Origin of the sequence: Nocardia sp. NBC_00403 (assembly GCF_036046055.1) — a bacterium.
Classification (GTDB): domain Bacteria; phylum Actinomycetota; class Actinomycetes; order Mycobacteriales; family Mycobacteriaceae; genus Nocardia.
Map to the genome: position 1 here is coordinate 6,645,910 of NZ_CP107939.1, position 14,545 is coordinate 6,660,454.

Genomic DNA, 14,545 nt, shown 5'->3' on the forward strand with positions numbered 1-14,545 from the left:
ACGACTGCCGGCGGGCCAGCGCAGATGCCGACGGCAGGCGGCAGGCGGCGGTCAGAAGACTCCGGCGGTGCCGGAATGCAGTTCGCAACAGCCGACTCGCGCCTGGTCGGCCACGGTCAGCCGATGTCGACCGGATCTATTTGGACGCGAAGAGGTGCGTCGGATCGATGGGTGCTGCGGACTGCCTGGGCGGCGGTAAGAGCTCGGGACAGCGCAGCACCGGCAGTGCGATCGACGCGCAGGAGCATGCGTTCGACTTCGGCGGGGCTGTCACCGGCAAAGGGTTTGCGGGCGCCGGGTGGGAGGGGGACGGGGCCGAGGACATCGACACCTTCGGGAAGGTTTGCGGCAGCGAGCAATTCGGCGACCGCATCAGCGGCGCCGTCGACGGCGGCCATGCGGACCGCAGGCGGGAAGCCGACCTCGAGGCGACCGGCCAACTCGGCGTGCGCATGGCCGACCGGATCCCAGCGCAACAGCGCTTGCACGGTGGGAATCGACGGATCGGCCATCACGATGACCTGACCGTGCGCGCGAACCAAGGTGGCGGCCGACATCCATCGCCGCAGCGTGTCCTCGGCGGCGCGCAAGTCCGCCCGGCTCAGCAGCGCCCAGGCGTCCAGCAGCAGCGCGACGCCGTAACCGCCGGGCAGCACCGGTTCGGCGCCGACCGTCGCGACCACGACCTGCGGGCCCGGTTCGACGGTGTCCAGCATCGCGCCTCCGCTGGAACCGCGAATAGGCACACCGGGAAAGGCACGACCGAGCTCTTCCGCGGTGCGTAAGGCCCCGATGACGACCGCACGTAAGGCCCGCGACCCACAGCTCGCACAGCGGAAGGCCGCCTCGGCGATGCCGCACCAGCGGCAACTCGGACTGTGCGCGACGTCGTCGTGGTGCGAGCGAACCTCCGGCAGCGCAAGTGGCCCATTGCAGTGCCGACAGCGCGCGGGCGTCCGGCATTTCGCGCAGGCCAGCGACGGCACATAGCCACGCCGTGGCACCTGCACCAATACCGCCGCACCTTCTTTCAACGCCGACCGCGCGGCCGCGAACCCCACTCTGGGGATGCGCACAGCGCGCGCAATCGGGTCGCGCTCCAACGCCATGTCGGTGTCCCCCGGTGCGCTGATCCGCGGCGAGAACTTCCGCACCACCCCGCGGTCGGCGACCAGATCGTGCGCCCACCCCGAATCGACAACGGCCTGTATCTCCGCTGTCCGCGCGAACCCCGCTGCGATGAAGGCCGCACCTGTCTCGTGCGCGCGCAGCATCGCTACTTCGCGCGCGTGGGGATACGGCGCTCGCTGCTCGGCATAGGTGTCGTCGCCGTCGTCCCAGATCGCGATCAGGCCCAGCTCCGTCGCCGGCGCGAACACCGCACTACGTGTTCCGACCACCACCCGCGCTGTCCCGCGCAACGCCGCAAGCCATCGCCGATACCGGGCTGCGGGCCCCAGCCCAGCCGCCAATCCGACCGCCGAATCCCCCACCAGCCGAACACATTCCGCCAGCACCCGATCGAGATCTCGCTGATCGGGCACCATCAGAATCGCACTGCGCCCCCGCCCGACAACCACCGCAGCCAACTCCGCCAACCGCCGCGCCCAATCCTCCCCCGGCAACGCCTGCCACGCCGCCCGCGGCCCCCTCCCCTGCCCCAGTGCGTCCAGGAACGCGGTCCCATGGATGTACCGGTCCCACGGCGTCGGATCGACAGTGAGCTCGGCGCTGAAGTCCACGGCCACAGTGGGCGACAATTTCCCGACGCGATCGCCGTGACGAGCAGATCCCGGCGCACGATCGACACCCGAATCCACCTCGGCCACAGCCGGATCGATGGACAGCACCCGCGCAGACGCCGCAGCAACACCAGAGATAGACGATTTCCCGACAGCATCACCGCCACCACCGGACGCCGACGCGCCGTCGACACCCGAATCCACCTCGACCGGGCCGATGGAAACGGGGTCAGGTGTGTCACGATGCGGCGACCGCAGGCTGGGTGTCTGCTCCATCGCACCGTCGGCTCCGGCAGTCTCATCGCTCGGGCCGGCAGGAGCACCTGGTGGACGCGAATCTGACACGGAGGCAACAGAATCGATGTTGAGGTCATGGCGAGATCCGGAGGCCGAGCTCGGCGTTGCAGCGTCCGCGGGGGAATTGGTTCGTACGGCAACCGAATCCGCGCCGGGCGGCGTGCTGTCCCCCACGACCGGCGCTACGGTCGGCGCGGACGCGACGGCCATCGCGGATCCGCCGATCGAATTCGGGCCATCGCCTGAACCAGATTCGGCTGCATCAGGTTTCGTGGAGGCCGTTGCGTGAGGCGACGCCGAGCGCATGAAGCCTGCGGCCGTCGTGGAGCCGCCGCGATCATCGCCCGAAACCAAGTGGGCACCAGCGGCCGCAGCCGGGTCAGCCTTCGGAGCGGGCGCGGCGGAAGCGGTGCCACCACGTCGACCGGCGGCATCAGCACCCGGCGCATGCTCCGGTTGTACATCGCCGGAGGCGACCGAATCTTCTTGCGCCACTGCCGACTCGGCCGGCTTCTTCGAGCCGCCGGATTCGGTGCGAGCGTGACGGGGCGGGATGGCCAGGCGCAGTACGTCGGCTCGGGTGCCTGCGTAGCGGGCAGCGACGGCGGTGGCGAGCTTCAGGATTTCGGGAGTGAGAACTCGCTCCGGGGAGACGACACGTTCGAGTTTGACGAGCTTGCCGGAATGGTCGCTGCGGGCGAGGCGGGCCAGGAGGTAGCCGTCGACCAGCCGGCCCGCGAAACGGACGCGGACTCGGACGCCGGGTTGGGCGATGGCGTCCAACTCCGGGGGGACGAGGTAGTCGAAGTCACGGTCCAGGTGGGCGGGCGACAGCAGCGGGAGCACCCGTGCGATGGGTGCTCCCGCTGCTGTCGAATCATGTGCCGCCCGTGCCCCCGTGGACGCGGGAGTGGCGGGGTGGTCCGCCGTGGGCTGGTTCACGCGGGCCGGGTCGGCTTACAGGCCGATTGCCGCGCGCAGCTTGTCGGCGCGATCGGTGTGCTCCCATGGCAGGTCGATGTCGGTGCGGCCGAAGTGGCCGTACGCGGCGGTCGGTGCGTAGATCGGGCGCAGCAGGTCGAGGTCGCGAATGATCGCGCCGGGGCGCAGGTCGAAGACCTCGGTGATCGCACTCGAAATGCGAGTCGGGTCGACCTTCTCGGTGCCGAAGGTCTCCACGAACAGACCGACCGGAGCGGCCTTGCCGATGGCGTAGGCGACCTGAACCTCGACGCGGTCGGCCAGTCCGGCCGCGACGACGTTCTTGGCGACCCAGCGCATGGCGTACGCGGCCGAGCGGTCGACCTTCGACGGGTCCTTGCCGGAGAACGCGCCCCCGCCGTGGCGGGCCATGCCGCCATAGGTGTCGACGATGATCTTGCGGCCGGTCAGGCCCGCGTCGCCCATCGGGCCGCCGAGCACGAACTTGCCGGTGGGGTTGACCAGCAGCCGGATGTTCGAGGTGTCCAGGCTCGGCAGGTCCAGATCGGCGACCACCGCATCGACGACCTTCTCGCGGATATCGGGCGCGAGCAGGTTGTCCAGATCGATATCCGCGGCGTGCTGGGTGGAGATGACGACCGTGTCCAGGCGAACCGGCCGGTCGCCTTCGTATTCGATGGTGACCTGGGTCTTGCCGTCCGGGCGCAGGTAGGGCAGCACGCCGGACTTGCGGACCTCGGTGAGCCTGCGCGAGAGGCGATGGGCCAGCGCGATCGGCAGCGGCATGAGCTCGGGGGTGTCGGTGTTCGCGTAGCCGAACATCAGCCCCTGGTCACCCGCGCCCTGGCGCTCGATCTCGTCGTCGGAACCCGCGGTGCGCGCCTCGTGCGAGGTGTCGACACCCTGCGCGATGTCCGGCGACTGCGCGCCGATGGCGATATTGACGCCACAGGAATTTCCGTCGAAACCCTTTGCGGACGAGTCGTATCCGATTTCCAGGACCTTCTCGCGGACAATGCGCGGAATATCCGCGTAGGCCGACGTGGTGACCTCACCCGCGACGTGGACCTGACCGGTCGTGACGAGAGTTTCCACCGCGACCCGGCTGCGCGGGTCTTCCGCGAGCAACGCGTCGAGAATGGAATCGCTGATGGCATCACAGATCTTGTCCGGATGACCCTCGGTCACGGACTCACTGGTGAATAGCCGGCTGCCGGACGTGCGCACAGTTCTTCCCTCTCCCTCAACGGGTTACTCGTGTCGGTTTGCGACAGTAACGTGCTGCCGCCACCGCGCAACCCTTCATCTCAGACTATTCCAAACCACCGACGCAATGGCCCGCGGTCAAACGCTGTCTCAGACTATTCGGCGACCGACGCACATTGCCGGATCTTCATCCCGACATTGCGTCGCTCGCCTGAATATCTGCACCGCGACCGACCGGTTGATGGTGGTGATTACCTCCACACCGCAATACTCACGGCGCCGCTACAAGACTTGAACGAATAGTTCGCACCGGCGCATCGGCGCACGACGGCTCAGCGCAACAACGGGCCGAGTGCGTCGAGCACCCGGCTCGCCAGCAGCGCCTTCGACCCGTGGTCGAGCGCCTGTTCGGTGCCGTCCGCACCGAGCAGCCAGCCGTCATTGGTGTCGACCTCGAATGCCTTGCCCTCGCCGACCGCGTTCACGACCAGCAGATCGCAACCCTTGCGGGCCAGCTTTGCCCGCGCGTGGGTGAGCACGTCGCCCTGCTCGTCACCGGTCTCGGCGGCGAAGCCGACGATCGCGGTGCCAGGCAACTGGCCGTCGCGGCGCGACTGCACCAGACCGGCGAGAATGTCGTCGGTCTTGGTCAGCGCGATCACATCCGGCTCGCCCGCGCCCTTCTTGATCTTGGCCGCGGCCACGTTGGTCGGCCGGAAATCGGCCACCGCCGCTGCCATGATCACCGCGTCGGCGCCGACCGCGTGCTTGTCCACCGCGGTCTTGAGCTGTTCGGCCGTCGTCACATGTACCAGGTCGACGGCAGCCGGGGCGGCCATCTCGATCGTGTTGCCCGCGATCAGCGTGACGTGAGCGCCGCGCTGAGCAGCGACCCGTGCCAGCGCATAGCCTTGCTTGCCGGAGCTGCGGTTGCCGAGGAAACGCACCGGGTCCAGCGGTTCTCTGGTGCCACCGGCGGTGATAACCACGCGGCGGCCTTCCAGATCACGCGGGATCGCGTCGGCACGCTCGAGCAGCAACGTAGCGAGTCCGAAGATCTCCTCGGGCTCGGGCAACCGTCCTGGTCCGGTGTCGGTGCCGGTGAGGCGGCCCGACGCGGGTTCCATGACGATCGCACCGTGCGCACGCAGCGTCGCGACATTGGCGATGGTGGCCGGATGCTCCCACATCTCGGTGTGCATCGCGGGCGCGAAAACCACCGGACATCGGGCCGTCAGCAGCGTGGCGGTCAACAGGTCGTCGGCGCGGCCGCTCGCGGCACGCGCCATCAGATCGGCGGTCGCCGGGGCGATGACAACGAGGTCCGCCTCCTGACCGAGCCGTACGTGGGGTACCTCGGGCACGTCCGCGAACACGCCGGTGTGCACCGGGTTCCCGGACAGTGCCTCGAAGGTGGCCTTGCCGACGAATTGCAACGCCGACTCGGTGGGGATCACCCGAACCTGGTGCCCGGTCTCGGTGAACCGGCGCACAATCGAGCAGGCTTTGTAGGCGGCGATCCCTCCGCCGACGCCGACGACGATCCGTGTGGTCACTACGCCTCCGGCCTAGATGTGGTCACTGCGTCCGCTCGAACTACTCGCCTTCGGCGTGCTCGAGCAGATCGGAGTGGATTTCGCGCATCGCGACCGACAGCGGCTTCTCCTGCAGACCCGGCTCGACCAGTGGACCGACGTACTCGAGGATGCCGTCGCCGAGCTGGTTGTAGTAGTCGTTGATCTGACGAGCCCGCTTGGCTGCGTAGATGACCAGGGCGTACTTGGACGAGGTGCGCTCCAGCAACTCGTCGATCGGCGGGTTGGTCAGGCCGATCGGAGTGTCGTATGCCGGGGCGGGCTTGATGTCCGTACTGCTCACTAGGGGCGCTCCTGCGGGGGTGGGGGTCACGAACTCGAATTTGTGCTAACAAACAACGATACCAACTGCTCACACGCGCTGGTCACCTCGTCGTTCACGATGACGATGTCGAACTCGTCACAGGCCGCCAATTCGGTCCTGGCGGTTTCCAGCCTGCGCTCGATGACTTCGGGCGATTCGGTGCCGCGCGACCGCAGCCTGGTGACCAATTCGTCCCAGCTGGGCGGGGCGAGGAACACCAGCAGCGCCTCGGGCATGGTCTTGCGTACCGACCGCGCGCCCTCGAGATCGACCTCGACGAGCACGGGAAGTCCGGCGGCCATTGCCTCGCGTACCGGACCCGCCGGGGTACCGGAACGTTGTAATCCTCCGTGGATGTCCGCCCACTCGAGCAGTTCGCCCGCCTCGATCATGGCGTCGAACTCGTCCCGGGTGACGAACCGATAGTCCCGGCCGTCGACCTCCCCGGGCCTTGGGGCCCGGGTCGTTGCCGACACACTGAAGACCAAGTGGGGCAGCCGCTCACGGACGCAGCGCACCACAGTGGACTTACCCACGGCCGAGGGGCCGACCAGTACAACCAGTCGACCCTTCCGCGTGTGTCCGATCACCTTCGTTGTCAGGCGAAGTCGAATCGGGCGAGCAGCGCCTTGCGCTGCCGGTCACCCAGTCCGCGCAAACGCCGGGTGGGGGCGATCTCCAGCTCGCTCATGATCTCTGCCGCCTTGACCTTGCCCACCTTGGGCAGGGCTTCCAGCAGCGCCGACACCTTCATCTTGCCGAGAATCTCATCGGACTCGGCGTCGGTGAGGACCTGCTTCAGGTCGGTGCCACCACGCTTCAGGCGCTCCTTGAGCTCCGCCCGAGCGCGGCGAGCGGCCGCCGCCTTCTCCAAAGCAGCGGCGCGCTGCTCGTCAGTCAGCTGGGGAAGGGCCACGGTTCCTCCGTCTCATCGTTCATTGCATCAACTCCTGCCGGTAACCCGGCAGTCTCAGCGACCGTACCCACGACGTCCGCCGATTGCGAACCCACCCCCCAGGTCAGCGCATGATTCGCCGGTGTCGTAGGGGCAGACCCGACCGGATCGACGCGCCCCTTTGTCTGCTGCGCCGATCGTACCGCCGAAACCCCGAAATGCCCCGTATGCAGGGCTTTTTCAGCAGCAAACAGGGTTAGCGGGGGGATTGCGGTGACACGGCACACCACCCCAGCAACTGGGCAACCGCCCGACCAGGAACTTTCTCGGATTTTTCCGCGTGTCGCGTTGTCTTTCGCGTGTCGGGCACGCGGAACGCGAAGAACGACGGCCACGGACCCCGCCCGTCAACGGCCGAATCGATGCCAGAGCCGCCCGCTCCACCCGGCCACACCCCTGGTGCCGTTTCCACCCCGAAACCGCCGCAGACGGGCGGCCAGCCGGCCACACGGCCCCGCCCCGGCGTCCCTGTCATCAGGTCGCCGCGGCGTCGGCGGCGAGATATTCGGGGATGGCGCGCACACGCCAGTGGTGCGCCGCGTCCGGCGGCAGCTGGAGCTCGGCGAAAATGGCATTGATGTGCTTTCCGCCGCGCTCCGGGTGATGAACAGCTCGTTGCAGATCGGCGGGTTGCGGTGCCCTGCCGCCATCTGGGTGAGCACATCGCGTGCGCGTTCGGTGCGCCGGTTCAGCCGCGATTCGGCTCGAGCGTGCTTACGATTCGAGGATTTCACCTCCCTCGGAGGTGCGCAGCCTGCGATGCCTGCGAGTTCGCTGCGTTTCGATTCCATGGTCGTTTCCATGTCTTCGACGCCATGAGCACTGCGCCGCCGGGACAGTAGAACCAACCACCCGGTCCGGCCGTCCCGACCACAGCGGCGGAGTGTGTTTTCGCAGGACATCGAGGGAAAACCGCATGGTCGTCGCGCGCGGCCGGGCCCAGCGTCGAACATCATGCAGAAGAAGCCGATTCGAATCGCGGCGGTATCGGGTGCGGTAATCGTGGCGACGATGTCGCCATCTGCGCAGGTCATGACGGTTCCGCAGGATGATGGCGTGGCCGCTGCCGTAACACGGGTCGCCGCCGCATCGGCGACGGATGCCGGATTACGGGTGTCGGATGCCGGCGGCGCACAGGTGTGTCGGCAAACACAACCGGCCGCACCCGCCGTGGGTAACTCGGGGCGGATAGTCACTTCCGAATCGGCAGCGTCACAAAGACATTCGCCGCTATCGTGGTGCTGCACCCGGCGGACGACGGTCGAGCGCAGCGCGACGGATCGATCGCCGAAAAGTTGCCCGCGTAGTTTCCGGAGGCGAACCGGCACCGCTACCTCATCGAACCGAAGCCCGCAATTCGCAGATGACGAGCAGGCGGCAGCCGCGACGATGTCATCGACTCGTGCCGCTCGGCGTGGGAACCCATCGATGGATGCGCCATCGAGCCGCCGCGGTCCCGTATAGCTCGGCCCGCGGCGGGCGACCGGTCCGTTAGGCTGCCCGGTCCGTTGTGTTACGCGTGGCCGCCCTCAGCGTTACGGCGAGGCCGCGAGTATCCGATCAGGCCTGCGAGTATCCGATCAGGCATGTAGGAAGGCGAACTCTTCCTGTAGCTTCGCGAGCTTCGCGCACAGCGCCGAGACGGACGGGCCTGCCGCGAGCACTTCGCGCGAGGCGGTCGGCACGACAGCGCCGAAACCGGCGTCGGACACCAGGGCACGAATGGAATCCGCGCCCCCGCCCTGCGCCCCGACCCCCGGCATGAGGATCGGCCCGTTGAGCTTGCTCAGGTCCGGGGCCTCGGTGAGGGTGGCACCGACAACGACTCCGACAGAACCGAATTCGGCGCCCGCGTTGCGTTCGGCCGCCGCATCGACCATGGTCTGGGCGATGGTGCGGCCGTCCGCTGCGGTGATGCGCTGCAGTTGCGCGCCCTCGGGATTCGAGGTGGCGGCGAGCACGAAGACACCGCGGTGGTTCTGCTCGGCCAGGCGAAAGGCCGGATCGAGCGAACCGAATCCGAGATAGGGCGACACTGTCACCGCGTCCGAGCCGAGCGGGCCGTTGCCGAGCCAGGCACGGGCATACGCATCCATGGTGGAGCCGATATCACCACGCTTGGCGTCGGCGAGCACCAATGTTCCGGAAGCGCGCAGCACGCTGATCGTGCGCTCCAGCACAGCGATGCCCCCCGACCCGTAGGCCTCGAAGAACGCCACCTGCGGTTTGACCAGCGCGACGCGACCGTCGAAGGCCTCCACGCAGGTCTCGGCGAAGGCTTCGAGGCCGTCGATGTCGTCGGTCAGGCCCCACGCCTCGAGCAGTTGCGGATGCGGGTCGATGCCGACACACAGCGGCCCGAAGTGCCGCATCGCGTGCCGCAGCCGGGCGCCGAACGTCTTCACCGCACCGCCTCCTTCCTCGATCGCGCGTTCCTCAGCCACGAAGCGCCGAATGCAGTTCCTGCAGGGAGCGCACCCCGATGCCACCGTTGATGGTCGCCTCGATGCCCTGCACGGCCGCGGCCGCACCCTGCACCGTGGTGATGCACGGAATGTTCACACCGACCGCGGCGGTGCGGATTTCGTAACCGTCCACGCGCGGACCCGAGTTGCCGTAGGGGGTGTTGAACACCATGTCGACCTCGCCATCGCGGATCTGCTCCACGATCGACGCGATCGGCACCTCGCCACCGGATTCCGGGTCCGAGTGCTTGCGCACCTGTTCGCACGGAATTCCGTTACGGCGCAGCATTTCCGCCGTGCCCTCGGTGGCCAGGATCCGGAAGCCGAGGTCGTGCAGACGTTTCACCGGGAACACCATGGCCCGTTTGTCGCGGTTGGCGATCGAGACGAACACGGTGCCCTCGGTGGGCAGCGAACCGTAAGCGGCGGCCTGACTCTTGGCGAACGCGGTGCCGAAGTCGGCGTCGATGCCCATGACCTCGCCGGTGGACTTCATCTCCGGGGAGAGCAGCGAATCCACGCCGGTGCCATCGGCCTTGCGGAACCGATGGAACGGCAGCACCGCTTCCTTCACTGCGACCGGCGCGTCCAGCGGGACGTGCCCGCCGTCGCCCTCGGCGGGCAGCATGCCTTCCTTGCGGAGTTCGGCGATGGTGGCGCCCATGGTGATCCGGGCCGCAGCCTTGGCCAGCGGCACCGCCGTGGCCTTGGACACGAACGGAACCGTACGGCTGGCACGGGGATTGGCCTCCAGCACGTAGAGCACGTCGTCCTTGAGCGCGTACTGCACGTTGAGCAGGCCCTTGACGCCGATACCCTTGGCCAGCGCGATGGTGGACCGGCGCACAGCCTCGATATCGCTGCGGCCCAAGGTGATCGGCGGCAGCGCACAGGCGGAGTCACCGGAGTGGATGCCCGCCTCTTCGATGTGCTCCATCACGCCGCCGAGGTAGACCTCTTGGCCGTCGCACAGTGCGTCGACGTCGATCTCGATCGCGTCTTCCAGGAAGCGGTCGACCAGCACCGGATGCTCGGGACTGAGCTCGGTGGCGCGGGAGATGTAGCCCTCGAGGGACTGCTCGTCGTAGACGATCTCCATGCCGCGCCCGCCGAGCACGTAGGACGGTCGGACCAGCACCGGGTAGCCGATGCTCGCGGCGATCTTCTTGGCCTGCGCGAAGGTCGTCGCGGTGCCGTACTTCGGCGCGGGCAGGCCCGCCGCAACCAGCACGTCACCGAACTCGCCGCGGTCCTCGGCCAGGTCGATGGCCGCGGCGCTGGTGCCGACCACCGGGACGCCCGCGTCGGTGAGCCGCTGCGCGAGCCCGAGCGGGGTCTGCCCGCCCAGCTGCACGATAACGCCGGCGACGGTGCCGGATTCGGACTCCGCGTGGAAGACCTCGAGCACATCCTCGAAGGTCAGGGGCTCGAAGTAGAGCCGGTCGGCGGTGTCGTAGTCGGTGGAGACGGTCTCCGGGTTGCAGTTGACCATCACCGTCTCGTACCCGGCCTGCGACAGCGTCTGCGCCGCATGGACACACGAGTAGTCGAACTCGATGCCCTGGCCGATCCGGTTCGGCCCCGAGCCGAGGATGATCACCTTGTCGCGTTCGCGCTGCGGCGCGACCTCGGACTCGGCTGCGGGGTCCAGCTCGTAGGTCGAGTAGTGGTACGGGGTCTTGGCCTCGAATTCGGCGGCGCAGGTGTCGACGGTCTTGAAGACCGGCCGGACACCGAGCCGGTGCCGCAGGGTACGCACGCCGGTCTCGCCCGCGAGTTCGGCACGCAGCGCGGAGATCTGGCGGTCGGAAAGGCCGTGGTGCTTGGCGCGACGCAGCAGCGTCTCGTCGAGCACCGGTGCGTCGATGATCTCCTGACGCAATTCGACGAGTCCGGCGACCTCGGCGACGAACCACGGGTCGATGCCGGAGGCCTTCGCGACCTCCTCGATGCTCGCGCCCAGGCGCAGCGCGCGCTCCACCTGGTAGATGCGACCCTCGGTCGGAGTCCGCAGATCTTCGAGGATGGACTCGGTGGCCGCGGCGACCGCTTGCGGGTCGCCGCCATCGGAGGGGGCCCACTTGCCATCTTCTTGGGTCCAGAACCCTGCGGCCTTGGTCTCCAGCGAGCGGAGCACCTTGCCGAGTGCCTCGGAGAAGTTGCGGCCCAACGACATCGCCTCGCCCACCGACTTCATGGTGGTGGTCAGTGTCGCGTCGGCGCCGGGGAACTTCTCGAACGCGAACCGTGGCGCCTTGACGACCACGTAGTCCAGCGTCGGCTCGAAGCAGGCCGGAGTTTCCTTGGTGATGTCGTTGACAATCTCGTCCAAGGTGTAGCCGATGGCCAGCTTGGCGGCGATCTTGGCGATCGGGAAGCCCGTGGCCTTGGAGGCGAGCGCCGAAGAACGCGAGACACGCGGGTTCATCTCGATGACGATGAGGCGGCCGTCGGCTGGGTTCACGGCGAACTGGATATTGCAGCCGCCGGTATCGACGCCGACTTCGCGCAGGATGTCGATGCCGAGGTCGCGCAGCTTCTGGTACTCGCGGTCGGTGAGGGTCATGGCCGGTGCGACGGTGACCGAGTCACCGGTGTGCACGCCCATCGGGTCCACGTTCTCGATCGAGCAGACCACCACGACGTTGTCGCGGCTGTCGCGCATGAGCTCGAGCTCGAATTCCTTCCAGCCGAGAATGGATTCCTCGATGAGCACGTTCGCGGTGGGTGAGGCGGCCAGGCCGCCGCCCGCGATGCGGTCGAGATCGTCGTCGTTGTAGGCCATGCCGGAGCCGAGGCCGCCCATCGTGAAGGAGGGGCGAACGACCACCGGGAAACCGAGCTCGGCGACAGTGGCGCGCACCTCGTCCATGGTGTGGCACACCGCGGAGCGAGCGCTCTCGCCGCCGACCTTGGCGACGATGTCCTTGAACTTCTGCCGGTCCTCACCGCGCTGGATGGCGTCGAAGTCGGCGCCGATCAGCTCGACGTTGTACTTCTGCAGCACACCGCGTTCGTGCAGGGCGACCGCGGTGTTCAGCGCGGTCTGCCCGCCGAGGGTGGCGAGAATGGCGTCGGGACGCTCCTTTTCGATGACCTTCTCGACGAACTCCGGCGTGATCGGCTCCACGTAGGTGGAATCGGCGAACTCCGGGTCGGTCATGATGGTCGCCGGGTTGGAGTTCACCAGCGATACCCGCAGGCCCTCGGCCCGCAGCACCCGGCACGCCTGGGTGCCGGAATAGTCGAATTCACATGCCTGGCCGATAACGATCGGGCCAGAGCCGATCACCAGGATGTGCTCGAGATCCTTGCGGCGAGGCATCAGGCTCCTTCCATGAGACCGGCGAAACGGTCGAAGAGATAAGCGGCGTCGTGGGGTCCGGCGGCGGCCTCGGGGTGGTACTGCACAGAGAACGCGCGGCCGTCGACCAGGCGAACACCTTCGACAGTGCCGTCATTCGCGCAGACGTGACTGACCTCGGCGCGGCCGAAGGGCGTATCGAACTGTTCCCCCGCCTCACCCTCCAGTGCGAAACCGTGGTTCTGCGCGGTGATGGAGATACGACCGGTTTCCCGCTCGACGACCGGGACGTTGATGCCGCGGTGGCCGAACTTCATCTTGTAGGTCTTGCGTCCGAACGCGCGGCCGAGAATCTGATTGCCGAAGCAGATGCCGAACAGCGGCAGACCTTTTTCCAGCACGCCCTGGGTGATCGCGACCGCACCGTCCTGAGTGGCCGGGTCACCAGGACCGTTGGACAGGAACACGCCGTTCGGGTTCAGCGCCAGAATCTGGTCCAGCGAGGTGGTCGAGGGCACCACGTGCACCCGCATCCCGCGCTCGGCGAACATCCGCGGGGTGTTGGTCTTGATGCCGAGATCGACCGCGACGACCGTGAAGCGGGGATCACCGACCGGCTCGATGGTGTAGAGCGCATCGGTGCTGACCTCTCGAGCCAGATTCGCGCCCAGCATCGAAGGCTGGCCGTTCACCCTGCCGAGCAACTCGTCGGTGCCTGCCAGTGCGGCGCCCGAGAAGATGCCCGCCTTCATCGAACCGCGGGTACGCAGGTGTCGCACCAGCGCGCGGGTGTCGATTCCCGCGATGCCGACCACATCCTGGCGACCCAACTGGTCCTGCAGTGTCCCGGTGGAGCGCCAGTTCGACGCGACGCGTGAGGCGTCGCGGATCGCGTAGCCGGCGACCCAGATCCTCGAGGACTCGTCGTCCTCGTCGTTCCAGCCGGTGTTGCCGATCTGCGGGGCCGTGGCCACCACGATCTGCCGGTGATAGCTGGGGTCGGTGAGGGTCTCCTGGTACCCGGTCATCGCGGTGCAGAACACCGCCTCGCCGAGCGTCTCGCCCACGGCGCCGTAGGCCGTGCCACGGAACACCCGCCCGTCTTCCAATACCAGAGCTGCTGCTTGCGCCGGCCCTCCGGTCGCCCGACCACCGCCCCCCGTCGAATCGCTGCGCGATCCTGCATTCATTCGTCTTCTCCCGTCGTCGCTCTGGTCGGATCCGCTCGCCAAGCCGGATACACCGTCTTGTCGTCGCCCCGGAAACCGGTGTCTACCTCGGTTCCGGTGGGCAGCTTCCAGCGAATTACCAGCACACCATCTTCCGTCATGACCTTGCCCGCGTGCCCGCGCTCGGTGCGCACCGCCGTGATGGATTCCTGCGGAATCCAGATCACCGTCGCCCCCTCGCGCTCGAGCAGAATTCCGCGTTCGAACCTCGTGAGTTCCGCTGTGGCCCGGAAGCCCAAGTCGCCCACCGCAATCCGGTCCTGCCAGCTGGGTGCGATGGTGCTGCCGAGATACATTCCGGTGGTCGGCTCCAGCAGTTGCGCGCCGCAGTCGGCGGGCACCCCAGGTAGCTCACCGATGCTCGCCGCTTGGCGCGCTGCCCGGTTCTGCCAGCCTCGGTACATCAGCCAGACGCACAGCGCGAACAGCGCCAGCAGTCCGACCACCCACAGCGTTCTTTCCACTTACGGACCTCCTGTGTCCTGCGGGACACCCGCACCCGGTCG

The 14,545-nt window shown here is 67.7% G+C and carries 11 protein-coding genes; 1 reads left to right on the top strand and 10 read right to left on the bottom strand.

Annotated features, from left to right (window positions below; translation table 11 throughout):
• Nucleotides 1-116 precede the first annotated feature (116 nt).
• From OHQ90_RS29635 to mihF, 6 genes are all read right to left on the bottom strand, one after another.
• Complete coding sequence (locus OHQ90_RS29635) at nt 117-2,894, bottom strand: primosomal protein N' (protein ID WP_328413170.1); 2,778 nt, start codon at nt 2,892-2,894, stop codon at nt 117-119.
• 102 nt (nt 2,895-2,996) lie between these two features.
• Entirely contained in the window at nt 2,997-4,208 is a 1,212-nt protein-coding gene (gene metK, locus OHQ90_RS29640; protein ID WP_328403063.1) for a methionine adenosyltransferase, read from the bottom strand.
• Nucleotides 4,209-4,519: 311 nt separating this feature from the next.
• The gene (gene coaBC / locus OHQ90_RS29645) at nt 4,520-5,743 is read right to left on the bottom strand and encodes a bifunctional phosphopantothenoylcysteine decarboxylase/phosphopantothenate--cysteine ligase CoaBC (RefSeq protein ID WP_328403065.1); all 1,224 of its coding nucleotides are present in this window, start codon (nt 5,741-5,743) and stop codon (nt 4,520-4,522) included.
• Between the two features lie 40 nt (nt 5,744-5,783).
• Nucleotides 5,784-6,065, bottom strand: coding sequence for a DNA-directed RNA polymerase subunit omega (gene rpoZ, locus OHQ90_RS29650; protein ID WP_328403067.1), 282 nt, complete (start codon nt 6,063-6,065; stop codon nt 5,784-5,786).
• A gap of 26 nt (nt 6,066-6,091) precedes the next feature.
• Complete coding sequence (gene gmk, locus OHQ90_RS29655; protein ID WP_328403069.1) at nt 6,092-6,676, bottom strand: guanylate kinase; 585 nt, start codon at nt 6,674-6,676, stop codon at nt 6,092-6,094.
• 8 nt (nt 6,677-6,684) lie between these two features.
• Entirely contained in the window at nt 6,685-7,002 is a 318-nt protein-coding gene (mihF, locus tag OHQ90_RS29660; protein ID WP_040692163.1) for an integration host factor, actinobacterial type, read from the bottom strand.
• A gap of 1,277 nt (nt 7,003-8,279) precedes the next feature.
• On the opposite strand from mihF, the gene OHQ90_RS39610 reads away from it, so the two are divergent.
• Complete coding sequence (locus OHQ90_RS39610) at nt 8,280-8,348, top strand: hypothetical protein (protein ID WP_442941504.1); 69 nt, start codon at nt 8,280-8,282, stop codon at nt 8,346-8,348.
• A 273-nt stretch (nt 8,349-8,621) separates the two neighbouring features.
• On the opposite strand, the gene pyrF is transcribed toward OHQ90_RS39610, so the two are convergent.
• Genes pyrF through OHQ90_RS29680 form a run of 4 tightly spaced genes read right to left on the bottom strand, consistent with a single transcriptional unit; the run spans nt 8,622 to nt 14,503 of the window.
• Complete coding sequence (pyrF, locus tag OHQ90_RS29665; RefSeq protein WP_328403071.1) at nt 8,622-9,446, bottom strand: orotidine-5'-phosphate decarboxylase; 825 nt, start codon at nt 9,444-9,446, stop codon at nt 8,622-8,624.
• A 31-nt stretch (nt 9,447-9,477) separates the two neighbouring features.
• A complete protein-coding gene (gene carB, locus OHQ90_RS29670) occupies nt 9,478-12,831 on the bottom strand; it encodes a carbamoyl-phosphate synthase large subunit (RefSeq protein ID WP_328403073.1) in 3,354 nt (1,117 codons plus the stop codon).
• Nucleotides 12,831-14,000 (bottom strand): glutamine-hydrolyzing carbamoyl-phosphate synthase small subunit, encoded by a 1,170-nt coding sequence (gene carA / locus OHQ90_RS29675; RefSeq protein ID WP_328403075.1) that lies wholly within the window; start codon nt 13,998-14,000, stop codon nt 12,831-12,833. Before carA ends, carB begins: the two co-directional genes overlap by 1 nt.
• Nucleotides 13,997-14,503 carry a PH-like domain-containing protein gene (locus OHQ90_RS29680; RefSeq protein ID WP_328403077.1) on the bottom strand — a complete coding sequence of 169 codons (507 nt, stop codon included), beginning with the start codon at nt 14,501-14,503 and terminating at the stop codon, nt 13,997-13,999. Before OHQ90_RS29680 ends, carA begins: the two co-directional genes overlap by 4 nt.
• Nucleotides 14,504-14,545 lie beyond the last annotated feature (42 nt).